A 25,777-nucleotide genomic window follows, 5' to 3' on the forward strand; every position below is an offset into this window, starting at 1 on the left:
ATATGGCACGATCACTGGTGATCAAGGTGACCGCCGGGGCGGATGCCCCGGAGCGCTGCAACCAGGCGTTCACGGTCGCCGCCGCCGCACTCGCGAGCGGTGTCCCCGTTTCCCTGTGGCTGACCGGCGAGTCGTCGTGGTTCGCGCTGCCGGGGCGGGCCAAGGAGTTCAGCCTGCCGCACGCAGCTCCGCTCACGGACCTGCTCGACGCCATCCTGGCCGGCGGCCGGGTGACGCTCTGCACGCAGTGCGCGGCCCGCAGGAACATCACGGTGGACGACCTCATCGACGGGGTCCGCATCGCCGGCGCACCGGCGTTCGTGGAGGAAGTGACCGCCGAGGGGGCCCAGGCCCTGGTCTACTGACGGCCCGGGTCAGATCCCCTTCCGCCAGGTCCAGCGGCCGCCGAGCATGGTGCCGGCGACGGGCATCTGGCGGAGGATGGCGGCCGAGGCAGTGTAGGGGTCGGCGTCGACCACGACGAGGTCAGCGGGATCTCCCTCCGCGAGCCTCGCCCTGCCCGTGCGGGTGGAGGCCGCCAGGGCCTGCGCCACCGGGATCTCCTGCTCCGCGTGCCACCGCTCCCGATCGTCCCGGCTCCGGTGTACGGCCGCCGCGAGCGAGATCCACGGGTCCAGCGGAGCGACCGGGGCATCGGAGCCCAGGGCCAGAGCAGCGCCCGCCGCCTGCAAGGCGCCGAACGCGAACGCCCGATCCGTCCGCCCTGCCCACACCTGGTCGGCCACGTCGCGGTCGTCCATCGCGTGCTCCGGCTGGACGCTCGCGACCACACCGAGCGCGGCGAACCGATCCAGGTCCGATCGGTCGAGCAGCTGCGCGTGCTCGATGCTGCCACGCGCGCCGACCTGCTCGAACGCGTCGAGCGCGAGCGTGTTGGCATGGTCACCGATCGCATGCACGGCCGGCCGCAGTCCGTGCGACCAGGCCTTGCTCATCAGCTTCACGAGGTCGTCCGGTGGGACGAGGAGCATGCCGTACGGGTGCTCGCCCTTCTCCAGCCCCGGATAAGGGTGGTGGCAGTAGGCCGTTCGCGTGTTGAGCGACCCGTCCGTGATCACCTTGAACGGCCCCATCTCGACCAGCCCGTCGGTGCCGGGGATCACGTCACCGGTGCGCAGCCCTCGGCTGATCGCCTCATCCAGGCGCCCCGGCCAGACGCCACAGGCCACCCGCAACATCCGGTTACCGTCGCGCACCCGGCGTACCCACGCGTCCAGAGACCAGGGCGCCTCCAGCTCGACGACGCCGACGACGCCACGCGCGGCCGCCGCGGCGGCGGCTTCCCTCGCCCACCCGTCGAGCAGCGGCGCGGGCAGGTCGGCGAGTTCCTCGCCGATCGGTTGCCACTCCGTTTCCCGCAGGATGCCGGTCGGATGATCGGCATGGCTGTACCGCCGGGCTGCGGCGGAGTTCACCCAGCAGCAGTGCAGGTCTCCGCTGACCAGAACCACGGCGATGTCCGCCGGGGTCACGGCGTCCAACAGGTCACGATGGGGCGTGTCCGGCCACAACGCGTCCCGGAACCCGTAGCCCACCAGCGGAAGACCTTCCTCTGGCGGTTTGGCGCGCAGTCGTTCCGCCACCAGCCGGACGGCCTGCGCTGCCGACGACGCTCCGGACAGGTCCAGGCGTTGCCTGGCCAGGGTCCACTGGTCGAAGTGGACGTGGTGATCCCAAAGGCCGGGCAGTATCATCCGGCCGTCGACGTTCACCACCTCCCAGCCCGGCTCGGCGGGGATGCTCTGGCCGATGCGCGCCACCCGCCCGCCCGAGAGCAACACGTCGCCGAACGTGTCGTCCCGGCCGAGCCGGGCCGCGCGGACCAGCGTTGAGCCGTCGTTCATGCACCCTCCTCCGGTGTCCAGACCATGCGCATCGCGCGAGCGAGCGCCGCGTTGCGGCCGTCCAGCGTGTCAACGGCGGAATTGTCCTGGCTGAGCTTTGCCTTGGCCACCCTACGGGTCGCCCGAAGGCGGGACGCCGCCGCCCTCAGGAGCATGCTTCTTACTCTTGCGGCAAGGTCTCTCCTGTCTCCAGCAGCGTCTTGAGGCTGGACAGGATCGCCGGCCAGCCCTCGCTGATCGACTCTCTGACGGCGCTTCCGGGTTCGAAGCCGCCGTGCACGATTGTCAGCTTGACAATCCGGCCCTGCGGTTGGATGTCAAACGTCACCGTGGACCGCGGCTCCGCGGCCCACTTGGCGACATCGTCGGCGTCGAAGCCGAAGACCTTGGCGAAGTCCGGCGTGAAGGAGTGCCAGGTGTAGGCCAGGCGGCGGCCGGGCTCGGCCTCCAGCACGACCTGCTCGGGGTCCTCGATCGTGACGCCGCCCTGCCTATAGGTCACCGTCGAGCCGACCTTCCAGTCGGACTCCAGGACGGCTCCCCAGTAGCGCTCGGTGAAGGCCGGGTCGGTCAGCGCCTGCCAGAGGCGTTCGGGCGTGGTGTTGATGTACGTCGTGTAGACGAAGTCGGTGCCATCCACGTGCGTGCCCTCCAATGCGGTCTTGAGATCGGCCAGCGCGCCGGCCCGCTGGCGGTCGTACTGGTTGATCCAGCGTTCGGCGATGGCGTTGATCGGCACGGCGTTCAGGTAGTGCAGCTTCTCCCGCCCGCGCCACACCGTGGTCACCAGGTTGGCCGCCTCGAGCACGGCCAGATGCTTGCTGACCGACTGCCTGGCCATGTCCAGGCCGGAGCACAGCTCGCGCAGGGTCTGCCCGTTGCGGGCGTTCAGGCTGTCCAGCAACCTGCGGCGACTAGGGTCGGCCAGCGCCTTGAAAACCTCGTCCATCTACCGCCATCCCAACATGCAGCCGTTTGACTGCATAATCACAATAGGCAGCCAAACAGCTGCATGTCAATCATGCACAGCGGAACGTAGGTCGAGGGGTTGGCTTGCTGGACGTGGCGGTGTATCTCGCGGCGATCTTGAGCATGTCCCGCTGAGGAACCTCGGACCGACGGACGATCATGCGCGGTTGGCGGGCTCGGGCCATGGCACATAGGTCATGACCCGAGCGCGAAGGTCAGTCCTGCAGGACGGTTGCCAGGCGTTCCTGGCGGAGGGCCTCGTAGCGGGAGTCGTCGAGCGGGGCCAGCTGCCCGGCCCGCCACGACAGCAGCAGGTCAGCCAGCGCGGGGTTGCGGGCCAGCGCCGGCCCGTGCAGGTATGTGCCGACCACGTGGCCCGCGTAGCAACCCTCGAAGCCGTCACCGTTCCCGACGCCCTTGATCGTCCTGGACAGCGGCCTGACGCCGGGACCCAGGTGGGTGACACCCATGTGGTTTTCGAATCCGGTCAGCGTCGGCAGGTTGAGCGTGGCGTCCACCTCGGCGACCAGCTCGCCCACCGCCCGGGCGGGGCCGCGGGAGCTGGCGATGTCGAGAAGGCTGATCCCGTCCACGGGCTGGCCTTCTTCGCCGCCGAACGTGCTTCCCATGATCTGGTAACCGGCGCACACCGCCAGCAGGGCGGCCCCGGAGGCGACGGCGCGGTGGAGGCCGCCGTCCTTGCGCAGGCGCTGGGCGGCCAGGATCTGGGGCCGGTCCTCGCCGCCGCCGATCAGGTAGATGTCGCCGCTCTCCGGGACCGGGTCCGCCGACCGTACGTGAATCGTCTCCGTCTGGATTCCCCGGCGCTGCGCCCGCTGCTCCAGGACGAGGACGTTGCCCTGGTCCCCGTACGTGCTCAGCAGGTCGGGATAGATCCAGACGATGCGCAGGACGCTGTCAGACGGCACGACCGAACTCCGATCGGATCTGCTGGAAGGCGGTGTAGTTGGCGATCACGTCGACCCGGCCGGGCGGCTGCATGGCCAGCGCCTCCGAGAACGTGTTGCACAGGGTGAACGGCACGTCCGCCACGTCGAGCCGGAGGGCCAGGTCGAGGCGGCGTTGGCCGGTGACGAAGACGGGACGGCCGCGCAGGATGCGGTAGTCGACGTCCCACAACCAGGACGTGTCGCGGCCGTCAGGGCCTTGCGCGTTGACCGAGAGGATGATCGGCAGCTGCGGGTCGGCGACGTCGAACGCCTCCAGCCAGCCTGCCGGGTTTTTCGCCAGCAGCAGCCGGGCGTGGCGCCCTTCGCGCTCGACCGTCGTGTAGCGGCCGGCCACCGAGGTGACCTCGCGCAGCCGGGGCAGCGCTCGCTCCACCGGCACCCCGAACGCCTCCGCGACCGCCAGCGCCATCACCGCGTTGGAGCGGTTGGCCAGGCCGGGAAGCTGGATGTCCAGCTGCCACCGCTGCCCGCGCGGGTCGACGGCCACCTCGTCGTCCAGCGCCCACTGCGGCTCCGGCCGGTGGAACGTGCACTCGCGGCAGGCCCAGAAGGCGTCCTTGCGGTCGAGCGGGCCGCCGCACTCGGGGCAGCACCAGGAGTCTTCCTTCCACCGCTGCCCGCCGGCGACCCAGGTGACCTTGGCGGCCGTGGAGGCGCCCCAGGTGACGAGCGGGTCGTCGCAGTTGGCGATGACGTGGGTGGGCTTGCCCGACAGCGCCCTGCGCCACTTCTGGGCCAGCAGCCAGATCTCGGCTGCGCGGTCCATCTGGTCGCGGCTGAGGTTCATGAGACAGACGACGCCTGCGCCAGTCGTGTCGAGGACCTCGGGCAGGTATTTCTCGTCCACCTCCAGCACGCCGTAGGGGGCGGCCTTGTGCTGGGACAGCGCTGAGACGTGGCCGGCCGGCATGTTGGCGCCGAACGCGTTGGTCGCCACCTCGCCGAGCTCGAGCAGCGCCGAGGTGATCAGCCTGGTGGTGGTGGTCTTGCCGTTGGTGGCGCTGACCAGGGCCAGCTTGCGATCGTGGGCCAGCTTGCGCAGGAGGTCGGGCTCGAGCAACAGGCCGACCCGCCCGCCGATCACCGAGCCGTCGCCGCGCCCGGTCATCCTGGACAGCGTGGCGGCACTGCGTCCCAGGGCGCTGGCGAGCTGAGCCCGCAGAGGAAGCTGGGTCATGCCCATGGATCCTAGTCGGCGTTGGCCACAACTCTGGAGACGCGCGCGTAAACACGGTCTCGTTTGGCAGCCCCGGGTCGAACGCTCGCACCGGTGCGGGCGGGGCACCAACCCGTTACGGCAGCGTCGGGGAGGGCTCAGCGAAGGTGATCTCGGGGACGCCGCCGTGGTCGAACGGCAGGACGAAGCGCCGCGGCCAGGACAGCACGCCTTCCAGCCACCCGGCCCCCATGGTCTGCCCCACGTGCCGGATCCGGGTCGACGACTCGATGCCGATCGCGACGGTCGTGATGTCCCGCTGCACGCTCTCGTTCTCGTCGTCCCCCAAGATGACCCGCCAGGCCAGCGCCCGGTTGCGATCCACCTCCATCGACAGCGGGTGGTGCCGCAGCGCCTTGGCCCGATGGCCGAGCAGCTCCGTGTGCACCCGATCCACAGGGGCGGAGCCGTTGCCGTTGGGCGAGCGGAAGAGCGTGTACTCCATGGGCGGGGCGGGGTCACGCAGGTTCGGGGCGGGCCGGTCGTACGGGAAGAGCCTGTCCACCTCGTGCAGCCACCGCACCTGGGGGATGACCCACGACGCCCCAGGACGTTCGCCCCCGCCGTCGAGGCCCGCGAGCAGGCGTGTGGCCGTCTCCGCGGCCTTCTCGGTGAGCAGTGCGGGGTTGAACCAGGTGCGCAACGACCAGGCGCGGCGCTGCACCGCACGCTCGATCAGGGTGGCCAGGAGGCATTCGCGCCGCCGCGCCGGCAGGTCGGACCAGGCGGCGGACAGGGCGCGGGGCACTCCGGGGAGCGGCCGGTTGCTGACGTAGGCGAGGACGACGGTGTCGCACCAGATGCGCAGCCACGCCCAGTCCGGGGCGTCGGCGAGCACGTCCGCCTCGCGCAGCTCGACGAGCGTGCACGCCTGCCCGGTGTGGCACTGCGCGCCGCACGCCGCCGACCTGCGGCCCCGGATGGGCGGCGGAGGGCCGGGCAGGACCTTCTCCCTGGACTCGCCGAGCGGTACGCGGACCCGCAGGGGCCGGTCCATCCCGTCGGCGAAGACCGCGGCCGAGCCCGGCTGGAGCGAGACCACGTGCCGGGACTGCTCCTCGCTCAGGTTCATGGCGGCGCCGACGAGCTTCCTGTCGTCCTCGGCGGGCAGCCGGTGCACGACCTTGAGCGCGGTGTTCTTGACGACGTCGGAGACGAGCTTGGTGGGGATCTGCTCGGCCACGACGATGCCCTCGCCGTACGCCCTGATCTCGGCGAGCAGCCCGGCCAGCAGCTCCACGGCATGCGTGGAGGCCCGCCCGTGGCCGCGGTCGCGCAGCAGCCGGTGGGCCTCCTCGATCACGATGACGTGGCGCAGCTCGTGGGTCTTCTCCTTACGCGCCCGCATCCGCAGGTGCTCGACGATCCGGATGATCAGCGTGCCCATGAGGAACGCCTTGTCCTCGTCGTTGGCCACGTCCTCGATGGCCAGGACGACGTCGCGTTCGAGCAGGCCGCCGATGTCGGCGGGGTGGCCGCCCTCGAAGAAGCGCCCGGCCGAGCCGACTCTCAAGGACCGCAGCCGGAGCGAGATGAAGCCCTCGACGTCGGCCTGGACCTCGCGGCCGTACCCGATCTCCTTGATCACGTCCATGGCGTGCTGCTGGAGCTGTTCGAGGGTGGGGACGCTGGGCGGGACGTTGGAGCCGGGGATCGCGCCGCCGGTGACGACGTCCCAGCCGGTGGCCTCGTAGACGCGCTGCAGAGCCAGCGACATGATCTGCGGGAACGGCTCCTCGGCGTCGAAGGCGGCCATGAACAATGCCCTCACCATGTCGATGTGGGCCTGGACCGGGTAGCCCGGCTCGGGTTCGAGCGGGTTGATGCTGAACGGCACGCCGTCCGGCGCCGACGGGTTGATCACGGTGACCGGCTCTTCGACGCGGCCGGCCATGGCGGCGTACTCGGACTTGGCCGGCTCGATGGCCAGCCACGGGATGCGTGCCCTGCTGAGCTGCTCCAGCAGGTGCCTGACCGTCTGCGACTTGCCCGAGCCGGTCGCCCCGGTGACGAACGCGTGCCTGTTGAGGGTGGCCAGCGGCACCCGGAACGTCCCGACGCCCCGGTCCTGCCCGTCGAGGATCTCCCCCAGCTCCAGCTCGCCGCCCTCGGCCTCGGAGGTCACGTCGAAGAAGCCCGAGTCGAGGACGCGTACGCCGGGCACCTCCCGCCTGGGCAGCCCGGCCAGCGCCGCGAGCGCTCCCGCGGTGGCGGCGAACGGGGCGGCGGCGCCGTCGGCGGGATCCTGCATGGTGATCGCGAGAGCCTCCGACAGCGAGTAGACCGCGCCGTGCGAGCTCCGCAGCCGGTAGGGGTGGTGGCTCATCTCCACCGAGCCGACCAGCACGGGCGCGATCTGCCGCAGCTCGTCGGCGGTGGCCCCGCCGGCCAGCACCCGTACGTTCCAGAGCCCCGCCTCCCTGAACGCGTCCAGCTCCTGCATGCGCCGCTCGGCCCGCTCGGCGTCGAAACGGGAGCGCTCGGAGGCGTCTCCGTACTGCCTGAGCACGTTGAGCTGGGTACGCAGGTGCGCCACCTCGGCGTCCAGCAGGTCCGTCGGCTCGGCCACCACCAGCCACGCGAACGGCCGGGACATGAGCGTGACCAGCGTCGCCTCGAAGAGCGTCGGTCGCGTCAGCTCGTCGGGGTCGCCCTTCTCCCGGCTGCCCAGCGGCGGCGCCTGGCGCCCCGGGCACGGCGTCCACACCAGGTCGGCGAGGTCGGCCAGGTATTCGTCCGACAGCTGCACGCCCCGGGCCCCACCGGGGAACAGCAGCGGCTGCGGCCCGCTCGGGTTGCCTGGCGTGTCGGTGGCCCGGCGCGGCTGGCGCGGCGGCGACAGCGGGCCCGCGTTGGTGATGAGCTCGAGCGGCGCCCCGGAACCCCGTGACAGCCAGCCGATGACGAACGGCCGGTCGCGCTGTGCCGCCGACAACACGGCGGGCAGCACGGTGACGAAATCCCACTCCGCCGACGAGCTTCGCGAGGGCGCGGCGATGGACTGGATCCGGTACCAGGGCCCGCTCAGCGAGACGCTCGGCTGCATATTTCAATCCCCCACAGACGGTTTCTTTGTCAAACTCCGCCAACCGTCAGCTCGCCACGTCGTCATTGACCATGTCATTACCTGTCCTTTCGCCAGTCCAGGCGTGGCGGTGGTGGCCCGAGGTTCGGCGGTGGCTCCCCGTCGCCGTCCCGCGCGTCGGGGTCGAGCGCCAGCACCGCCTCGCGTACGTCCTCGAGCTCGCCCAGCGTGGTCTTGGGGAAGGTGAGGATGGCGGGGTTGGCGTCGGCGAGGCGTACGCGCCTGCCCTGGGCCGTGGCGTCCGTGACGATCACCGAAGTGGTGGGCAGCTGCTGAAGCTGGTGCGGCTCGACGAGGAACTCGCGCGAGCGCTGCAGCACCCGTTCCTTCTCCGCGATCTTGTCGGCGCTCCTGCCCCACTCGGTGGACGCCGTGATGTCCTCGGCGAGGTCGGCGCTGCCCTCCTCGCGCTCCTCCCTGGCATCGTCCACCTGCGAGATCGTCGAGGTGTAGCCGCCGTCGAGGCCCGGCAGCGAGTCGCTGATCGTCTCGGTGAGCTGGGCCAGCTCCAGCCGGTGCTCGGTCCCGACGTGCTCGCTGGCGACCCGCGCGTCCTCGGCGTTGCCCAGCCGCATGAACGCCACCGCCGCGTGCCCCCGGCCCAGACGCTCCCGGACAGTAGGGGTGAGCGACCGATAGGTCAGGACAAGTCCGGTACGGGAGGTCTCACAGGCATCCATCAGCCGATCGAGCACGTCGCCCCTGAGCTTGTCCGCGCCCGCCACGATGATCGTGTGATACCAGGGCCGGTCGGAGGCCGGCGACTGGCGCAGGATGTGGGTGAGCGCGGTGGCCACGTACGTGCCGAGCACACGGTTGCCGAACACGCCCGCCTGCCGGTCCATGCTTACCACCCGCAGCCGCGCGGGCGGCAGGCGTACGGCCTGCGTACCGAGCGTTTCCAGCTTGCGCAGCTGGGACTCCAGCGCCCAGGCCCGCTCGATCACCACCCGGTCGCTCACCCCGCGCCCGAACAACGTCCCGATGCGCTCGAGCTGCGTCGCGGTGATCAGCCCGAACCGCAGGTCGTCCCGCGGGTCGCCCACCTGCGCCAGCGCCCGCAGCGCGGCCGTGACCTGGCTGATCGTGGCGTTGTCCCCGAGGACCTCCAGGACCCGCTCGAGGATGGCGTTGTCGAAGCTGAGGTCGCGGGTCGTGCGGTGCTCCTCGCTCACGCTCACCACATGCGCCAGCACGTCCGCGAACGCCTCAGGCTTCAGCGTGGCGCCCAGATCGAGCCGGGGTAAGTCGACCGGCAGCACCCAGACCAGCGGATCGTCACCGCCCTTGCGGGCCAGCTCGATCAGGTCCTTGGCGATCGCCCCCTCGGACAGGTCCAGCACGGTCAGGTGCCCGCCGCTGTAGAGCCGCGTGGCGCCGAGCAGGGTGACCAGCGCCGACCAGCCGGGCAACGTGCCGCCGGCCACGTCGATGCGGTCGATCTCGTGCGGTACGGCCACCGCGTACCACGTGAGCTGCTTGTCGTAACGCTCCTTGGACTCCTGCCACTCGCGGTAACGCTTGGCGTGCTCCTCCTGGGCGCGGAACAGCTCTTTGTCACGTTCCTGGCGCTGGCGCTGGTCCCTGGCCTGCTGCTCCAGCACCCGGTATTTGACCGCCCGATCGCCCTGCAGCAGCGCATAACTGCAGATCCCCGCCACCCCACCGGCCGCGGCCAGCGCGACGAGCGCGAACGGCCAGGCGAGGTAGCCGGCGACGGCCACGGCCAGGATGAGCACGCTCAGCGCCAGCATGAACAGCCGGAAGATCCGTACCGGCCGGTTGAGCAGATCCTCCTGGAGCCGCTCGCGGCGCATCAGCTCGATCTCGGCGGGGTCGGGCTCGGCGGTGGCCGGCTCGTCGGCCGGTGAGGGGCGTTTGGGCGGGGGTCCCGGGTCGGCGTGCAGCAAGATGTACTGCCAGCCCAGGTAGATGCGGTCCGCCTGCAGCTGGGCATGATCGGGATGCACGTCTGTCACGTGACCCTCCGGCCGCGATATGTCGTTAGGTGTAGGGGCCAGCCCTTATCCGCTCCGTGACAGCGTATGAGCTTCAAGCCCTGAAGCGGCAGGGTTATCGGCAATTTCGACCAGCCCGATGGGAGCATTGCGGCAGATGGGACAAGCGATACCTACTACCATCCTTTGCCATGACGGAACCCTCCGGCGGCAGCACTGACAAGCCAAGACGCCCGGTAGTGGTGCCCGCACTGGCTCTGGTGGCGTTCACGGCCGTCGGCATCACCGCTCTGCTGGGCGGACTCAACGAACGACCCGATCCCCCACCAAAGGCGCTCAATCCAGGGCAGACGCTCGACCAGGGGCAGTTCGACACCCAGGTCGTAGAGTCGAAGGTCATCGTGGAAAAGGCGGAGAACCAGTTCGCCGAGGACAAGCGCTACCTCGACGTGGTGTTCAAAGTGACGAACAAGACCGACCAGACCGTCAGCGTGGGCGCCGTGCCCCACGACAAGAGCCGCGGCTTCTTTTTCGGCAGCACGTTGCTGAAGATGACCCCGCAGATCAAGACCGAGTTCGGCCCCGACTTGTTCGTCCTGTCCAAGGGCGTCACCTCCCGCCAGCTGCATCCGGGCATTCAGTCCACGGTGGTCGCCCGCTACGAGCTCGACGCGGCCACGCAACCGCCGAAGCAGGTGAGCTATGACATGGGCGCCATGGAGCACCACGAGAACCCGCTCACCGGCGTCAGCAATTGGTTCCTGGTCAGCGAGCCGGAGCTGCTCACCAACAAGCTAGAGAACAAGGTGGTCGCCAAGATCACCCTGTCCGTCGAGCCTCAGGGGGCGTGATGACGGCCACCCAGCAGCGCGCCGCGGCCCCGCGCCGCAACCACAACCGCAGACAGGGCGCTCGTCGCGGCGGCTCGGGCTCCCGCGTCGTGCACATCGTCGCGGGCCTGATCCTGGTCGCCGGGGCGGTGGCCATCCAGTCGCTGGCGCTGTCGGCGGAGGACATGGGCATGCCGCTCACTTACACCGGCGTCAAGGGCCAGGACGTGGACGCGGGGCGGTTCTCCGTGCGCGTGCAGAAGGTCACCTCGGCCAAGGCGCTCAAGGTCGAGAACAAGAACGTCCCGACCGAGCAGATGTTCCTGGTGGTGGAGGCCGCGGCCACGGTGCCCGCCGAACCCGTGCACCTGGGCATGCCGAGCCTGCTCGCGGCCGACGGCAAGGTGTACGCCGCGAGCGACAAGATCGACAAATCCAAGACTCTCGCCAACCCGTGGATCCAGCCGGGCTGGTGGACCACGGGCCGATTCGTGTTCGAGGTGCCGGCCTCGGCTCTGCCGGGCGCGCAGGCCGTGTTCCAGCTCCCGGTCTCCGGCCTCTACAGCGAGCCGCTGCCTCCGGAGGCGCAGATCGACCTCGGCATCGACGACGCCACCGCCAAACAGCTCACGACCGCGCCCGCAGCCGTCTTCGACCTGGACGAGAAGAAGAAGTAAGGCCATGACCAGGAACGACCCGAGCCGCGACTGGTTCGCCCCACCTCCCGGCCAGCCCGACCAACCGCCCGAGCCCGACCAACCGCCGCAGCCCGACCGACCGGCCGACTCCGGCCGGCACCACCAGCAGGCACCGCCGCCGTACGGCCGGTCGGCGCACTCTGGGCAGCAACCGAGCCACGGGCAGCCTCCCCCAGCGGGGCCGCCATCCCAGCACGACGACCATGGGCATTCGCCGCAATACGGCCAGCCCTCGCAGCATGGGCAACACCCGGAGTACGGGCAACCTTCACAGCAGGGGCGGCCACCCCAATACGGCCAGCCACCGCAATACGGGCAACCCGCCCAGCACGGCCAGCCACCGCAGCATGCACGGCCACCGCAGTACGGCCAGCCACCAGAGCATGCACGGGAGCCCCAGTACGGCCAGCCACCGCAGCACGGACAGCCGTCACAGTACGGCCAGCCACCGCAGCACGGGCAGCCGTCACAGTACGGCCAGCCGCCACAGCAAGGGGAGCCTCCGCAGCACGGGCAGCCCCAGTACGGCCAGCCACCGCAGCACGGACAGCCGGCCCAGTACGGCCAGCCACCGCAGCACGGGCAGCCGTCACAGTACGGCCAGCCGCCACAGCAAGGGGAGCCTCCGCAGCACGGGCAGGCCCAGTACGGCCAGCCACCGCAGCACGGACAGCCGGCCCAGTACGGCCAGCCTCCGCAGCACGGACAGCGGCCGCAGGGTGGCAGCCCTTCACACCCTCAGCCGCGCCACGGCCAACACCGGCAGCAGCCGGCTCCCGGCCCCAGGATGCCGCCGCGCCGCGGCCCGGATGCCTTCCCGGACCAGCAGGTGTGGCCCCCGGCGTCGCAGTCCGAGCCCGTCGGCGGCGCCACGCAGCCCTTGCCCGTCGTCCCCGGTGGACCCGGGAATCCGTTCGCCGCCCCCGGCGGGCCCGCGAATCCACCCTCCGCCCCCGGCGGGACGGCGCACCCCTCAGCCGCGCCTGGCGGAGGCGCGCCCCCAACTGTGCCGTCCCCCGCGTTCACGCCGCCGCAGCCGCCGGAAGCCCCCTCTCCGGCCGCGGAGGAGCCCACGCCGCGCAAGCCGCGCACCCTGCTCCTCGGCGTGAGCGCGCTCGTGGCCTTCGTGCTGGCCTTGGGCATACCGACCGGCGACCATTATCTCTTCTTCAAGAGCGGCCAGCCCGACGACATCGTGCACGAGGTCCCCAAGGGTCAGGAGAAGGCCTTCGAGCACGTGTCATGGAAGACCTCGATCGAGCCCATGGTGCCCGCGCCGAGCAACACCACGCCCGACAAGCAGTGGCTCAAGATCACCATCACCAGGAAGGCCCTCGACGACACCGGCAAGGTGCTCACCGCCAAGCCGGAGCTGTTCCTGCGGGACAAGCAGGAGCGCACCTGGCAGGTGGAGGTCATGGAGGACAACACCCCGGTGGGTGAGGACGGTGTGGTCGGCAAGCCGTACTCGTTCACAGCAGGGGCCGTCGTACCCAAAACGGTGGCCGGCGAGGTGGAGCTGCACCTGAGACCGAACACCACCTACCGCTCCGACACCCCCACGGACAAGCTCCTGGAGATCAAGCCGGAGGAAGAGGAGAAGGCCAAGCACAAGGACGTGCTGGTGTTCAAGCGGTGATGTCCTCGCCCTGCAGCCGCGCCCTGGTGGCCGCGATGTCGAACGTCGCGGCCAGCACGGAGTAGGCCAGGACGGTCACCACCAGATCCTTGACGAACTCGACGGGCCGGCTGACCACGAGCCACATGTACGGCACGTCGGAGCCGATGAGCGTGTTGACCACCCGCTCCAGGTAGTCCGCGCCCACGTGCAGCCCGACATACAGCAGGCACATGAGCCCGAACAGCGTGATGCCGCCCTTGACGGTGATCCTGAAGGCGTTGACCACGGGCACCCAGCGCTCCTGGAAACCGCCGATCAGCCGGTCCGTGGCCCGCTGGGTGAGGTCGTGGCTGCCCTCCAGCCGGTCCATGCCCCGCTCCAGCCGGGTGCCGCGCAGCGCCCTGCGGGTGTCGTCAACCGTGCCCCCGAAGACCAGCACCGCGATCGCCAGCCAGGTGAGCGGCACGGCCAACGCCTCGATGACGTGCGGCCAGACCTCGCCCACCCATTTCCAGAAGGCTTCCCAGCCGGGCACGTTCTCCTTGGCGTGCTCCCACGCCTCGCTCGCGCCTCCCACGACCGCCCGATGGGAGGCCCAGTCCTCGCGTGCCTTGGTGACGGTGAAGATGGCGTTCAGGCCGCAGAACACGAACGCGAACTCCGAGAACGCGGCGGCGATGCCGGAGAACCTGCCCTTGCTCTTCTCGACGAGGTGGCCGAAGAGCATGCGCATGCAGAAGGTCACGATCATGGCGCCGAGCGAGACCCGCCAGTCGAGGCCGACCAGACCCATCCCGTACGTGACCTCTTCGTTGGTCCCGTTGGCCAGGTTGTTGAGGATGGGTGTGTAGAAGTTGTCGTCCAGGTTGTGGAACTGGTCCATCGACAGGAAGTCGGAAGCGTCCTTGAGGTAGAGCTCCCAGGCCAGGTAGACGAGCGCGAAGGAAGGGGCGATCCGGTTGAGCGACACCCAGAACGGCTCGTCCTCCTGCCCATCCTGCTGACGCGCCCGCGTCTCCCAGAGCACCCGGCGCAGCGACAGGAACATGCCCGTGATGACGGTCATGGAGATCAGGATCACCACGGTCATCAGCGCCAGGGTCACGATCAGGCGGACTTGCCTGGCGCTCCCGTGCGAGATCTCCGTGGCCGCGTAGAGGAGCGCCCAGCGGGTCAGCTCGCCCGCGGAGAACCACAGGATCAGTGGCAGCGCGCACTTCCCCGCGAGGCGTAGTGCGTGCAGGGGCAGCGAGTACGGCGAGGGCATCCGCTGAGCCGGCGTGGGCCCTGGTTGGGGCGGCGCCATCACACCTGTCGAACCGGACATCTGTGGAATCGTATCGGTCTGTCCCTCGCGTCGCAGCCGCAACCCGAGAAAGCCGTATCGACCATCCACGTCCCTGAGCAGTGACAAAAGAATTATCGGGAGGAGAATGCCCGCGACGCGGCGCGCCGTCTGTTGCACCATGACGGGTATGGAGCCGCTGCCCGCCTTAGACGCCGACCCTCGCGTGGTGGGAGACCGGCTGCGGCGGCTGCGGCAGGAGCGCGGGGTCTCGCTGTCCGAGCTCGCCAAGCGGGCCGGCATCGGCAAGGCCACCCTGTCCGGGGTCGAGACGGGCACGCTCAGCCCGACCCTGGAGACGCTCTGGGCGATCACGGCGCAGCTCGGCGTGCCGATCGGAGCCATTCTCGAACCGCCGCCCGAGCCGCAGATCATGCGGGGCACGGCGATGGAGGCCGAGCTGCTCGAGGTGTTCGAGGACGACCGGGTCACGTACGAGCTCTACCGCGTACGCGTCCCGCCCGGCCTCACGCAGACCTCACCCGCGCACCACGAGGGCGTGACCGAGCACGTGACGGTCTTCAGCGGCACGCTGAGCGCCGGCCCGATCAAGGAGCCGCTGACGGCCGGGCCCGGGGATCACATCTCGTGGCGCTCGGACGTGCCGCACGGCTACCGCGCGCACGGCCCCGACATCGTCCGCGCCACGCTCCTGATGCGTTACCCCGCCAAACCCTGAGACTCCGCCAACCCCTGGGCGGGACGGCAGGTGCGGCAGGGGCGGTAGCCGGCGGCCCTGGCCTGGGCGAGGGTGCGGAAGCCGTGCCGGTGTGCGGGCGTGATGCGCCTGGCGTTGTGGCAGGTCGGGAAGCAGACGACGCCCGTGGTGTCGCTGGCCAGGTAGAACACCCGCTCCCCGGCCAGGCGCCGCAGCCGCTCCAGATCGACGCCCTCGGCCAGCAGCAGCCGCTCCTTGGCCGCCGCACCGAAGACGTAGTCGCCTGCCGCGCCGTCCGACCTGGTGACCCTGTGGCACGGGACCAGCAGCGGCACCGGGTTGGTCGCCAGGGCCGTGCCCACCGCGCGCACGGCCCTGGGCCGGCCGATTCGTGCGGCGATCCACGCATAGGGGCGTACCTCGCCCCGGGGGATCGTGCGCGCCGCCTCCAGCACGTCGCGCTGGAAGTCGCTCACCCCGCGCAGATCCAGCCGCACCCCGGAGGCACGGCCGGTACGCAACGCGGGCAGCAGGCCGGCGGGCGGCCTGGCGCGAGCTCCGGCAGGCAGCAGCGGCCGGGCGGAGCTCGCGAACCGGGCTCTGTATGCCTCCGCGAAGCCAGGGCCCGCGTGCACGTAGGCGACACCCTGATCGGTGAACGCGACGCTCAGCTCGCCCAGGGGACCGGGCACGCGCATCCAGCGGGCGGCGATCCTGCCGAGCAGCCCGTCCGGCGCATCGACGGCCAGCGCCGCCAGCCCGGCCAGCAAGCGGTCCTCGGTCGACGGGCCTGCGGGCAAGGGGTCCTCGGTCGACGGGCCTGCGGGCATGTGGTCCTCGGTCATTGGGCACCTCCCATGGCGCGCAGCCGCCGCAGCCCTCGCGACACGTGCGACTTGACCGTGCCCTGCGGGATCTTGAGCACGGTGGCGATCTCGCTGACGGGCAGGTCGACGACGTGCCTGAGCACTACCGCGGCCCGCTGCTCCTCGGGCAACTGACGCAGCAACTCGGCCAGCTCGTCGCCGGTCTCGCGCCGCACCGCGGCCGCCTCGACGTCCTGGCCGGGATCGACGGCCTCCACCGGCTCGTCGCGCAGGTCGGGCGGCGGCGTACGGGCCTTGGTCCGAGCCCAGTTACGCCAGAGGTTCATCAGCACCGTCATCAGCCACGGCCGCGGCTGCAGCGCGGCGAGGCGGTCGCGGTCGTAACCGGCCAGCGCCCGGTACGCCCGCAGGAACGCCTCCGCCGTCAGGTCCTCGGCGCAGGCCCACCGCCCGCTCAACCGCAATGCGGTCGAGAAGACGAGGGTGCGGTAAGCGGCGTACATCTCGGCGAACCCCTCGTCGAGGTCGTCGAGGAGCGCCTTGCACACCGGATCTATCGAGCTCACGTAACGTACAACACCGCCCGGCCCCGATCGGTTGCACGCGAAAGGGCCCGCGTCCGAAAAACGCGGGCCCTCACGACGCCTGTGGCGGTCAGACGGCGACGGCGAGCTGGGCGACCTCACCCAGCTTGGCCTCCACCTGGATGTCCCTGGTGACGCCGCCGCCCGCGATGATGCGGACGGTCCAGTCGCCGGGAGCGGCGAAGAAGCGGAAGACGCCGTCCTCGGACACGACGACCTCGCCGGTGAACTCGCCCGAGTGGTCGAGCAGCCGCGCGTAGGCGGTGCCCGCGCCGGTCACCACGCCCTGGATCACGGCCTGGTTGGACAGATCGATCCCGGCCGGCAGCGCAATGGTCTGCTCCGGCGCTCCGCAACCCTGTGCAGTCATTAGCGGGCCTCCCCCAGCTCGATCGGCACGCCCACGAGCGAGCCGTATTCGGTCCACGAACCGTCGTAGTTCTTGACGTTGTCCTGCTCGAGCAGCTCGTGCAGCACGAACCACGTGTGCGCCGAGCGCTCGCCGATGCGGCAGTAGGCGATGGTGTCCTTGCCGAAGTCGACCCCGGCCTCCTGGTAGAGGGTGCGCAGGTCGTCGTCGGACTTGAACGTCCCGTCGTCGTTGGCCGCCTTGGACCACGGGATGTTGCGGGCGGTCGGCACGTGGCCCGCGCGCTGCGCCTGCTCCTGCGGCAGGTGAGCGGGGGCGAGCAGCTTGCCGGTGAACTCGTCGGGCGAGCGCACGTCGACCAGGTTGAGCTTGCCGATGGCGCCGACCACGTCGTCGCGGAAGGCGCGGATCGCCGGGTCCTGCTCCTGGGCGGCATACTGCGTCTTGGGCCGCTGCGGCACGTCCTTGACCAGCTCGCGGGAGTCGAGCTCCCACTTCTTGCGGCCGCCGTCGAGCAGCTTCACGTTCTCGTGGCCGTAGAGCTTGAAGTACCAGTACGCATAAGAGGCGAACCAGTTGTTGTTGCCGCCGTAAAGCACGACGGTGTCATCGTTGGAGATGCCGCGGTCCGACAGCAGGGCCTCGAAACCGGTCTTGTCCACGAAATCGCGGCGGACCGGGTCCTGCAGGTCCTGCCGCCAGTCAACCTTCACGGCGCCACGGATGTGGCCCTTGTCGTAGGCGCTGACGTCCTCATCGACCTCGACGAGAACGACGCCGGGCGTGTCGAGGTTGGCCTCGACCCAGTCAGCGTCCACCAGGGCGGCGGAGCGGCTCATTTGGGTACCTCCATGTTGGCAGCGGGCAGTAGTCGGCGAATGAGCAGGTACATCTCGCAGCCAAGGCAGAATCCGAAGGCTGCGTTGAGGAAGGCGGCGAGGAGAGCCGCGGCCGTGGCCACGAGGGCCAGCGGCATGATCCCGGCGACATATCCGGCCAGGCCCGCGACCGCGAAGACCAGCCCCACCCCCTGCGCGAACCGCGGCGGGCGGGCGTCCTCGGTCTCCTTCGGAGCACTCTTGACGAGCGCCTTGAAGAGCATCGTGTACGGCGAGCGCCCCGCGGCTCCGAGCGCGAAGACCGCCACCTGAGCGGCGAGCAGCCAGGCACTCTGGGTCACCAGGACGAAGACGAGGACCACGGTTGTGATGGCCGCGCCGAAGCGCAGCGCTCTAGGATCGGCACGCATCGTGGGATGCTCCTGAAGGGGTCGATTTGGGGCGGATCCAGTCCGCGCGAGATCGTCCTCAGGCAGCGCGACAGAGCGAGGTGGTCACGCGGCAGAAATCAACCGCGCGCCGCTTCGTGAGCAGCTCTGTCGTTGGGTTCATGCGGATGACACTACTCGGCGTCTCGTCATCTGTCACATCTGGTCCGATTGATGAGACAACTCGTGAGACAACCGTTGCCGTCACGAGGCTGGTACGGCCGCCGCGAGCGCCGCCAGCACGTCGGCCTTGCGCGGCTGGCCGGAGGCCCTTTTCACGATATTCCCTGCGGCGTCGAGCACCAGGACGGTCGGCGTGCGCATGACGTCCAGCCGGCGCACCAGGTCCAGCCGCGACTCGGCGTCGATCTCGATGTGACTCACCCCGGGCACGAGCTCACTGACGTCGGCGAGGATCCGCCTGGTCGCCCGGCACGGCTGGCAGAACGCGGTCGAGAACTGCACCAGCGTCGCCCGCTCCCCCAACCCGGCTCCGAGATCGCCCGCGGACAACCGATCCTGCGCGGAGCCCGTGTCACGCACGCGTCCGTTGCGGCGCAGGAACACCACCCCGATCACCGTTCCGAGCGCCAGCGTCACCAGCGCAACCCACAAACCCGTCACGCATGGTGCAACCGCCCGCGGCCGCGGTTACTTCCCGGCGACCTTGACTCTGACGAGCAACGTGCCCGCCTGGTCGACGACGTCGAACCTGGCGATGTTCTTCATGGCCAGCGTGGTCGTGCTCTTGAACGGGGCATTGTCCGCGTAGGCCTCGCGGCTGATGGTCCAGCTGTCCGTGAAGTCCTCGCGCCCGTCCTTGCCCACGACGCGCACGCGGCAGGTGGTGTCGACCGGCACACCGACGACCTGGATGCCGAGCTCCGTGCCGCCGCCGCTGAGCGGCCAGGCCATCACGATGGCGGAGTACGCCTTGGCCTCGTTCTCGCCGGTGAACTCACGGCCGGCGACCGCCCTGCTGGGTGTCGCGGGAGCCTTGCTGGCCGTGGGTCCGGGGCTGGCCTCCCGCCGGGCGTCGGGCGCCTGGTCGCCTTCCGAGGCCATGAAGGAGTCAGCCTTCTCCATCGGCGATGGAGTGACCGAGGGGGCCTCGGCCGCCGACGTCTGCTGCTGGGGGGCAGTCTCCTGAATGACCGTCCAGACCGTGCCGCCGAGCCCGAGCAGCGCAACGGAGGCCGCGGCCACCAGCAGCAGGCGGCCGCGCCTACTCCGCTTGGCACGGTCGTTGAGCAGCCGGTCGAGCACCTGGCGCGGGGGGCTGGCCACCAGCTCGACGTCGCGTTCTGACACTTTTCCCAGGAACGAGGCCACGCCGTCCAGCTCCAGCAGCTCGGCGCCGCACGCCTCACAGGTCGCCAGGTGGGTGTCGATCTCCAGCGCCTCGTCAGGCTCGAGCGCGCCCAGAGCGTGCGCGCCCAGGGCCAGGCGTACCTCCTCACACGTCATCACGGCGCCAGCCCCCGCTCCTCGAGCGCGAGCTTGAGCGCGCGTAGCGCGTAGTAGGTGCGCGACTTGACCGTCCCCGGCGGAATGCCCAGCGTCGCCGACGCCTCCTTCACCGATCTCCCCCGGTAGTAGACCTCCAACAGCACGTCGCGGTGCTCCGGCCGCAGCGCGGCCAGCGCCTCGGCCACCGCCCACGACTCGACCGCGCGCTCCAGATCGTCCTCGGCGGGCAGAACCGCCAGCGCCTCGTCACTGGTCTCCGGCGGCCTGGCCTTCTTGGCGCGAGCCTGGTCGACGACGAGGTTGCGGGCCACCGTGAACAGCCACGCGCGGATCGGCCGGTCGGAGAGCGCGTCGGGGTGTCGCCAGGCCCGGAGCAGCGTCTCCTGGACGACATCCTCCGCCCGTCCCGAGTCGCCGGTCAGTCGCAGCACGTATCCGTAGAGTGGCCCCGCGTGCTCGTCGAAGAGGGTCCTCACGAGTTCCTCGTCGGCGGTGCCCGCTGAGTTCACACCCCCATCACGTACGCCCGGGCGCCCCGGTTCAACCTCATCCACGAATCGGCACGTCAGACGCTTCGGCCGAGAACTCCAATCCTTCGGCCACGCTCTTCACCCCGGTCACCTTCACGTCGAAGGGCAGCTCCCCCTTGAACGGGATCGTGTAGGAAACGAACTGCGCGAGCTGGCTGGGCACGCCCTCGATCTTCTCGGCCTGGAGCCTGATGCCCCCGTTGGCCACCTCGACCCGCATCTCCGCGTTGAACTGCACTTTCCTCACCCCTACCGTCACCTCGCCCGACGCCGTGAGTCTCTGTCCGTTGCCGCCGATCTTGACGCCGCGGGGGGCGTATTTGTCGATCGTGGCCCTGGTGAGGGTCCCGCTGATGGTCACGCGACCGGCCCGGGCGGTGGCTCTGTTCTGGAGGACGTCGGCCAGGGGTGCTGTGACGTCGTAGGCCGCGCCCCGCAGGTTTTTGACCGGCACGCCGCCGTAGGAGAACGTGCCGAGATTGAACCGTACCTCCGGATAGCGCCCCGCGACGGCCTGAGTGAGAAAGGGGATGCCCTCAATGGTCACGGTAGGCGTTCCGGACAGGTCGGCGGCGGCGGCGATCCGGTTGGCCAGGTCGCGTTCCACTCCGGCCGCGGCGACCCTGTCCACGGCGACAAGGAGAATGACCAGCACGATCAGGAAAACGATCAGCTTGCGCATGGAGCTCCCTGTCTAGGAGGGGGTCAAGAGCCTATCGACTCCTTCCCCGGGAAGACGTCCGATCACCCGCCGGCGAACGGCGGGAGCACTTCCACGGTCGCGCCGTCACCGAGGATGATCTCGTCGTGGGGGCGTTTGCCGACCGGGGAACCGTCCACGAGGAACGAGCAGCGCCGCATCACGCGTGCCAGATCTGCACGATTTTGTGTGATTTTGGTCATTAGTTCGCCAAGCGTGACCGCTTCGTACGCTTCCTCCGCGACACCCGCCGCTTCCTTGGCTGCGGCCCAATACCGTATTTTTCCTGTGGCCATGCGATCCTCACCATCTTCCCTGGTCCATTGTGCGTCGCCCTTAACGATGTTGTTTCAGGAGACGCGCTGTTCACCTGCTGGACGCGCAATGGACGCGACGTACTCGTGGGATATCCTCACCTACAGGACCTGGGCGACGTAGCCCCCGGGTCCTTGCGCGTTTGAGGAGGCCGTAATGAGCAACCTGCTCCTGCTGACCAACGCCCTCGAGCCATCAGCCGAGGTGCTGCCGGCGCTCGGGTTGCTGCTCCACTCGGTCCGCGTCGCTCCAGCGGAAGCATCCGCACTGATCGACGCACCCCCCGCCGACGCCGTCCTCGTTGACGCGCGCAAGGAGCTCGTGCAGGCCAAGAGCCTGTGCCGGTTGATCCGCACGACCGGTATCGACTGCCCGCTGCTGGTGATCGTGACCGAGGGCGGGCTGGCCGGGTTGACCGCCGAGTGGGGCGCCGACGACGTGCTGCTCGACAGCGCGGGGCCGGCCGAGGTCGAGGCGCGGCTGCGGATGGCGACCGGCCGCATCTCGCAGGCCGCCGCGGAGGACGTGCCCGACGAGATCCGCAGCGGCGACCTGGCGATCGACGAGGCCACCTACACGGCCAGGCTGCGCGGACGGGTGCTCGACCTGACGTTCAAGGAGTTCGAGCTGCTGAAATACCTCGCCCAGCACCCGGGCAGGGTCTTCACTCGCGCCCAGCTGCTGCAGGAGGTCTGGGGCTACGACTACTTCGGCGGCACCAGGACGGTCGACGTGCACGTGCGGCGCCTGCGCGCCAAGCTCGGCACCGAATACGAGTCCCTGATCGGAACGGTCCGCAACGTCGGCTACCGCTTCGTCCCCGACCGCTCCGACACCGCCAACGTCTGATCTCTGATCTGGCAGGGTCCGAGCCGATGTGACACATTGGGTGTTCGGTTCGTTTGGCATCTGTCAGGTCGAGGACACCGCCGTCCGCAGGGGGATGGTGTCGGGGTGGATTCGTTCAGGTCACTGGTGGATGAGGGCGCCCGCCCGCGCGTTTTCCGGCGTAACGAGACCATTTGCTCCCCATTGCGGCCGGCCAGCCGTGTTTACGTCATCGACTACGGCTACGCCCGCGAGTACACCCCGGCCGGCGAGCGCGAGGCCATCCACGACCTGCGCGGCGACGGCGACCTCATCGGCGAGCTGGCCTTCTGGAGCCCGAGCGATCGGGTCAGGGTGGACGCGCTGACCGAGCTGCGGGCCTGGCCCATCGACCTGCGGCGGCTGCGCGAGCACGCTTCGGCCAGCCCAGCTGTGGCCATGGCCCTGGTGCAGGAGCTGTTCGCCAGAAACATGGCCGCCCGCAGGCACGAGGCGCTCGCCCGCGCTCCCGTCGCCGCCCGCCTGGCCGTGTGGCTGCTGCACCTCGACGAGCGGTACGGACTGGCTGCGGAGTCCGCGCCGCCGCTGTCCATGGAGACCCTGGCCGACCTGGTAGGCAGCTCTCCTGACGTGGTGCAGCGCCAGCTCCAGCAGTGGGTCCAGCGCGGCCTGCTGGTACGCCCCGGCTACCGGCGCCTGCGCATCGAGGACCCGCCCGCGCTGCGTGCCGCCGCGGGCGACTGGGAGCAACTGTCTGCGCCCTGGACGGGCCGGATGACGCCGTTCCTCACCCGCCCCGGCGCGCCGGCGGACCCGCTGCCGATCGGCGAGCTGCCCAAACCCCGCCAGTTGCCTGCGGACGTGCCGGACTTCACCGGGCGGCAGCAGAGCCTCGACCTGCTCACCGCCTGGCTGGACCGCCCCCGCAGGACCAACACCATGGTCGTGCAGGGCTTACCGGGTGTGGGCAAGACCGCGCTGGTGACGCACTGGGGCCATGTGCACGCCGACCGGTTCCCCGACGGCCAGATCGTGATCGACCTGCGGGGCCAATCGCCGAGCCAGCCCCCGATGAACACCGTCGAGGCGCTCGGCCAGATCCTGCGCTCGCTGGGCGTCGGCGAGCCCGCCTCCGACGAGGCCGAGCTGATGCTCCTTTACCGCAGCAGGATCGCCGGGCGCAGGCTGCTGCTCATCCTCGACAACGCCGCCGACCCCGGCCAGGTGCGGCCGCTGCTGCCCGGCAGCAAGGACTGCGTGGTGCTGGTGACCAGCCGGACGCGGATGGCCCCGCTGCGGGCCACCGGCCACGCCGACCTCATGGACGTGCCGGTGCTCGATCCGGGCAACGCGGTGGCGCTGCTGGTGGCGGTGCTCGGGGAGGGCTCGCGGCGAGCCGCCGACCGGGACGCGCTGGCCGAGCTGGCCAGGGTGTGCTCGTACCATCCGTTCGCGTTGCGGATCTCGGCGGCCAAGCTGGCCGAGAACCCCGGGCTCAGCGTGCGGTCGCGGGTTCAGGAGCTGCGCAGGCCCGATCGGCTGCTGGTGGGCGATCCCGAGGAGGCGTTCAGGTCGGCGCTGGACCTGGCGTACGAGTCGCTGAGCCCGGCGCAGCGGCGGGCGTTCCGGCACGTGGGGCTGCTGCCCGGGCGGGACTTCACGCCTGAGGTGCTGGCCGCGGCCCTGGGCGTGCCGGTGAGCGAGGCCGTGGTCGCGGTGGAGGGGCTGCACCGCGCCTACCTGGTCGAGCCGCTGCCTGGGCCGCGTTACCGGGTGCACGACCTGGTCAAGCGGCTGGCCAGGGAGCTGGGCAGGCACGCGGAGGCCGGCGTGCGCGAGGCCAGGGCACGGCTGCTCGACCACTATCTGGCGGTCGCGACCGACGCCGGGACACCGCGGGAGTGGTTCGAGGCCGAGCGGCGCTCGCTGGTGTCGGCGGTGCGGCTGGCCGAGGAGAGCGGCGCGCACGGGATGGCCTGGCGCCTGGCGGAGGCGGTGTTCGAGCCGTTCAGGCGGCTGCGCTTCTACGAGAACAACCTGGAGATCCAGCAGGCCGGGCTGACCTCGGCCATGCAGGTCGGCAACCGGCGGGCGATCGCGCTCATGCGCGGCAACCTGGGCTCCATCCACCGGGACATCGGGCCGTCGACGCTGGCGGCCAGGTTCATCGGCGAGGCGCTGGCGGACTATACCGAACTCGGCGACAGCGTGGGGCGCGCCCGCGCGCTCAACGATCTGGCCGAGGTCCACGGCATCGCCGGCAACAGCGAGGAGGCGCTCAACTGCGCGGGCGAGGCGCTGGAGCTCTACCGGGAGATCGGCGACCTGACCGGAGTGGCCGGCTGCCTGCACACGCTCTCCCGGCTGCACCTGTCCCAGGAACGGTACGAGCTGGCGCTGCACTACGCCGGCCAGGCCCTGGACGTACGCGAGGAGCTCGGCGACCGCAGGGGCACCGCGCAGAGCCTGATCATCCTGGCCCGGGTCCAGCAGAACCTGGGCCAGCCCAACGCGGCCCTGGAGGAGGGCCTGGAGGCGCTGTCGATCTGCCACGAGCTGGGCGACGAGCACGCCGAGGCCGAGACCCTGCTCTGCCTGGCCGAGATCTACGACCTGCTGCGGCTGCAGCACGACGCGCAGCGCGACGCCGAGCGGGCGCTGGCCGGCTACACCGCCACCGGTGACCAGCACGGCTGCGGCCGGGCCCTGTGTGCGCTCGGGCGCATCGCACGCAACGGCTCCCGGTACGACGAGGCCCTCGCCTACTACGAGCAGGCCCTGGCCGTGCAGGTCGAGCTCCACCACGAGCAGGGCAAGGCCGAGACACTCGGCGACATCGGCCTGGTGCACTGGCGGCTGTCGGACTACCTGCGTGCCGACGACTACCTGAACCAGGCGCTGACGATCAGCCGGGTGATCCACGACGAGCCCGTCGAGGCCCGCATGCTCAACAGGCTCGCCAGGGTGCGGCGCCGGCAGGGGATGCTGCAGGTGGCGTTCGTGTACGCGCTGGAGGCCCTCGACATCGTGCAGGGCATGGGCAACCGGCGGGCCGAGGCGGACGTGCAGGAGACGCTGGCGTACACGTACCTGTCGCTCGGGATGCACAAGCCCGCCCTGCGGGCGGCGAAGGCGTCGCTGGCGATCAGAGAGGAGCTGCGCGACAACCGGGCCAGCGCGTTGTTGTCGATCGCGCAGGCGCTGCACACGGCTGGCCGGCCGGCCGCGGCGCTCGCGCCGGCCAGGGAGACGGTCGAGCTGCAGAACGAGACCGGCACCAGGGACCGGTGGGCGGCGGCGCTCACGACGCTGGCCATGGTGCTGCTGGACCTGGACCGTGGCGACGAGGCGCTGGTCTACGCGCGGCAGGCCAGAGACGTGCACCTGGAGTGCGGGACCAGGCGGGACCTCGGGTGCGCGCTGCGGGCGCTCGGGCTGATCTCGGCCAGGATGGGCAACCGGGGCGCGGCCGTCACCTATTTGGCCGAGGCGGTGCGCACGCTCGAAGAGGTGGGCGACATCGTCGAGGTGCAGCGGGCGACGGAAGAGCTGCGGGAATTGGCATGAAACGCCGCTAAAAGTCGTGAATTTTCGGGTGTAAGGTCGCAGATCTTCTCCGGATCCTCCCGTTAGCTGGTGCTACCAGCTCATCCACTCGGAGGTGATCCGG

At 70.2% G+C, this 25,777-nt stretch carries 25 protein-coding genes; 7 read left to right on the forward strand and 18 right to left on the reverse strand.

Annotated features, from left to right (window positions below):
• Positions 1–2 precede the first annotated feature (2 nt).
• Positions 3–365 (forward strand): DsrE family protein, encoded by a 363-nt coding sequence (locus OHA25_RS01705; RefSeq protein ID WP_305914979.1) that lies wholly within the window; start codon positions 3–5, stop codon positions 363–365.
• Positions 366–374: 9 nt separating this feature from the next.
• Here OHA25_RS01705 and OHA25_RS01710 read toward each other — a convergent pair whose 3' ends face one another.
• From OHA25_RS01710 to OHA25_RS01735, 6 genes are all read right to left on the reverse strand, one after another.
• Positions 375–1,865, reverse strand: a complete 1,491-nt coding sequence (locus OHA25_RS01710; RefSeq protein WP_327585871.1) for an amidohydrolase — start codon at positions 1,863–1,865, stop codon at positions 375–377.
• A gap of 160 nt (positions 1,866–2,025) precedes the next feature.
• A complete protein-coding gene (locus tag OHA25_RS01715; protein WP_327585872.1) occupies positions 2,026–2,814 on the reverse strand; it encodes an ArsR/SmtB family transcription factor in 789 nt (262 codons plus the stop codon).
• 235 nt (positions 2,815–3,049) lie between these two features.
• The gene (locus tag OHA25_RS01720) at positions 3,050–3,763 is read right to left on the reverse strand and encodes a type 1 glutamine amidotransferase (RefSeq protein WP_305914958.1); all 714 of its coding nucleotides are present in this window, start codon (positions 3,761–3,763) and stop codon (positions 3,050–3,052) included.
• Positions 3,753–4,982: a Mur ligase family protein gene (locus OHA25_RS01725; protein ID WP_305914957.1), complete on the reverse strand. Its 1,230-nt coding sequence runs from the start codon at positions 4,980–4,982 to the stop codon at positions 3,753–3,755. Before OHA25_RS01725 ends, OHA25_RS01720 begins: the two co-directional genes overlap by 11 nt.
• 115 nt (positions 4,983–5,097) lie before the next feature.
• Complete coding sequence (locus tag OHA25_RS01730; RefSeq protein WP_327585873.1) at positions 5,098–8,067, reverse strand: ATP-binding protein; 2,970 nt, start codon at positions 8,065–8,067, stop codon at positions 5,098–5,100.
• A 77-nt stretch (positions 8,068–8,144) separates the two neighbouring features.
• Complete coding sequence (locus OHA25_RS01735) at positions 8,145–10,085, reverse strand: hypothetical protein (protein WP_327585874.1); 1,941 nt, start codon at positions 10,083–10,085, stop codon at positions 8,145–8,147.
• A 170-nt stretch (positions 10,086–10,255) separates the two neighbouring features.
• Here OHA25_RS01735 and OHA25_RS01740 point away from each other — a divergent pair, with 170 nt between their 5' ends.
• Together OHA25_RS01740 and OHA25_RS01745 are read left to right on the forward strand one after the other, a co-directional pair.
• The gene (locus OHA25_RS01740; protein ID WP_327585875.1) at positions 10,256–10,915 is read left to right on the forward strand and encodes a hypothetical protein; all 660 of its coding nucleotides are present in this window, start codon (positions 10,256–10,258) and stop codon (positions 10,913–10,915) included.
• Positions 10,915–11,571 (forward strand): hypothetical protein, encoded by a 657-nt coding sequence (locus OHA25_RS01745; protein WP_327585876.1) that lies wholly within the window; start codon positions 10,915–10,917, stop codon positions 11,569–11,571. Before OHA25_RS01740 ends, OHA25_RS01745 begins: the two co-directional genes overlap by 1 nt.
• Positions 11,572–11,860: 289 nt before the next feature.
• Here the strand turns inward: OHA25_RS01745 and OHA25_RS01750 are convergent, their stop codons facing one another.
• On the reverse strand, positions 11,861–12,013 hold the full coding sequence (locus OHA25_RS01750) for a hypothetical protein (RefSeq protein WP_327585877.1): 153 nt from the start codon (positions 12,011–12,013) through the stop codon (positions 11,861–11,863).
• Positions 12,014–12,598: 585 nt separating this feature from the next.
• Here OHA25_RS01750 and OHA25_RS01755 point away from each other — a divergent pair.
• Positions 12,599–13,231, forward strand: a complete 633-nt coding sequence (locus tag OHA25_RS01755; protein WP_327585878.1) for a hypothetical protein — start codon at positions 12,599–12,601, stop codon at positions 13,229–13,231.
• On the opposite strand, the gene OHA25_RS01760 is transcribed toward OHA25_RS01755, so the two are convergent.
• Positions 13,221–14,540 (reverse strand): hypothetical protein, encoded by a 1,320-nt coding sequence (locus tag OHA25_RS01760; protein WP_327585879.1) that lies wholly within the window; start codon positions 14,538–14,540, stop codon positions 13,221–13,223. The genes OHA25_RS01755 and OHA25_RS01760 overlap by 11 nt on opposite strands.
• A gap of 148 nt (positions 14,541–14,688) precedes the next feature.
• Between OHA25_RS01760 and OHA25_RS01765 the strand changes: the two genes are divergently transcribed.
• On the forward strand, positions 14,689–15,237 hold the full coding sequence (locus tag OHA25_RS01765) for a helix-turn-helix domain-containing protein (protein ID WP_327585880.1): 549 nt from the start codon (positions 14,689–14,691) through the stop codon (positions 15,235–15,237).
• On the opposite strand, the gene OHA25_RS01770 is transcribed toward OHA25_RS01765, so the two are convergent.
• The 10 genes from OHA25_RS01770 to OHA25_RS01815 form a co-directional block, all read right to left on the reverse strand.
• Positions 15,219–16,061: a methylated-DNA--[protein]-cysteine S-methyltransferase gene (locus OHA25_RS01770; protein ID WP_327585881.1), complete on the reverse strand. Its 843-nt coding sequence runs from the start codon at positions 16,059–16,061 to the stop codon at positions 15,219–15,221. The genes OHA25_RS01765 and OHA25_RS01770 overlap by 19 nt on opposite strands.
• On the reverse strand, positions 16,058–16,609 hold the full coding sequence (locus OHA25_RS01775; RefSeq protein ID WP_327585882.1) for an RNA polymerase sigma factor: 552 nt from the start codon (positions 16,607–16,609) through the stop codon (positions 16,058–16,060). Before OHA25_RS01775 ends, OHA25_RS01770 begins: the two co-directional genes overlap by 4 nt.
• An 88-nt stretch (positions 16,610–16,697) precedes the next feature.
• Complete coding sequence (locus OHA25_RS01780) at positions 16,698–16,997, reverse strand: DUF1416 domain-containing protein (RefSeq protein WP_327585883.1); 300 nt, start codon at positions 16,995–16,997, stop codon at positions 16,698–16,700.
• Complete coding sequence (locus OHA25_RS01785; protein WP_327585884.1) at positions 16,997–17,836, reverse strand: sulfurtransferase; 840 nt, start codon at positions 17,834–17,836, stop codon at positions 16,997–16,999. Before OHA25_RS01785 ends, OHA25_RS01780 begins: the two co-directional genes overlap by 1 nt.
• The gene (locus OHA25_RS01790) at positions 17,833–18,246 is read right to left on the reverse strand and encodes a DUF4395 domain-containing protein (RefSeq protein ID WP_327585885.1); all 414 of its coding nucleotides are present in this window, start codon (positions 18,244–18,246) and stop codon (positions 17,833–17,835) included. Before OHA25_RS01790 ends, OHA25_RS01785 begins: the two co-directional genes overlap by 4 nt.
• 222 nt (positions 18,247–18,468) lie before the next feature.
• Positions 18,469–18,888, reverse strand: coding sequence for a thioredoxin family protein (locus OHA25_RS01795; protein WP_327585886.1), 420 nt, complete (start codon positions 18,886–18,888; stop codon positions 18,469–18,471).
• Positions 18,889–18,915: 27 nt separating this feature from the next.
• Complete coding sequence (locus OHA25_RS01800; protein ID WP_327591228.1) at positions 18,916–19,731, reverse strand: anti-sigma factor family protein; 816 nt, start codon at positions 19,729–19,731, stop codon at positions 18,916–18,918.
• Positions 19,731–20,243 (reverse strand): sigma-70 family RNA polymerase sigma factor, encoded by a 513-nt coding sequence (locus OHA25_RS01805; RefSeq protein WP_327585887.1) that lies wholly within the window; start codon positions 20,241–20,243, stop codon positions 19,731–19,733. Before OHA25_RS01805 ends, OHA25_RS01800 begins: the two co-directional genes overlap by 1 nt.
• Before the next feature lie 37 nt (positions 20,244–20,280).
• Positions 20,281–20,946, reverse strand: a complete 666-nt coding sequence (locus OHA25_RS01810) for an LmeA family phospholipid-binding protein (protein WP_327585888.1) — start codon at positions 20,944–20,946, stop codon at positions 20,281–20,283.
• Positions 20,947–21,008: 62 nt separating this feature from the next.
• The gene (locus OHA25_RS01815) at positions 21,009–21,260 is read right to left on the reverse strand and encodes a MoaD/ThiS family protein (RefSeq protein ID WP_327585889.1); all 252 of its coding nucleotides are present in this window, start codon (positions 21,258–21,260) and stop codon (positions 21,009–21,011) included.
• A gap of 175 nt (positions 21,261–21,435) precedes the next feature.
• On the opposite strand from OHA25_RS01815, the gene OHA25_RS01820 reads away from it, so the two are divergent.
• Together OHA25_RS01820 and OHA25_RS01825 are read left to right on the forward strand one after the other, a co-directional pair.
• Positions 21,436–22,128 carry a response regulator transcription factor gene (locus OHA25_RS01820; RefSeq protein WP_305914939.1) on the forward strand — a complete coding sequence of 231 codons (693 nt, stop codon included), beginning with the start codon at positions 21,436–21,438 and terminating at the stop codon, positions 22,126–22,128.
• Positions 22,129–22,233: 105 nt separating this feature from the next.
• On the forward strand, positions 22,234–25,674 hold the full coding sequence (locus OHA25_RS01825) for a tetratricopeptide repeat protein (protein ID WP_327585890.1): 3,441 nt from the start codon (positions 22,234–22,236) through the stop codon (positions 25,672–25,674).
• Positions 25,675–25,777 lie beyond the last annotated feature (103 nt).

Source organism: Nonomuraea sp. NBC_00507, assembly GCF_036013525.1.
In the GTDB taxonomy this organism is placed as follows: domain Bacteria; phylum Actinomycetota; class Actinomycetes; order Streptosporangiales; family Streptosporangiaceae; genus Nonomuraea.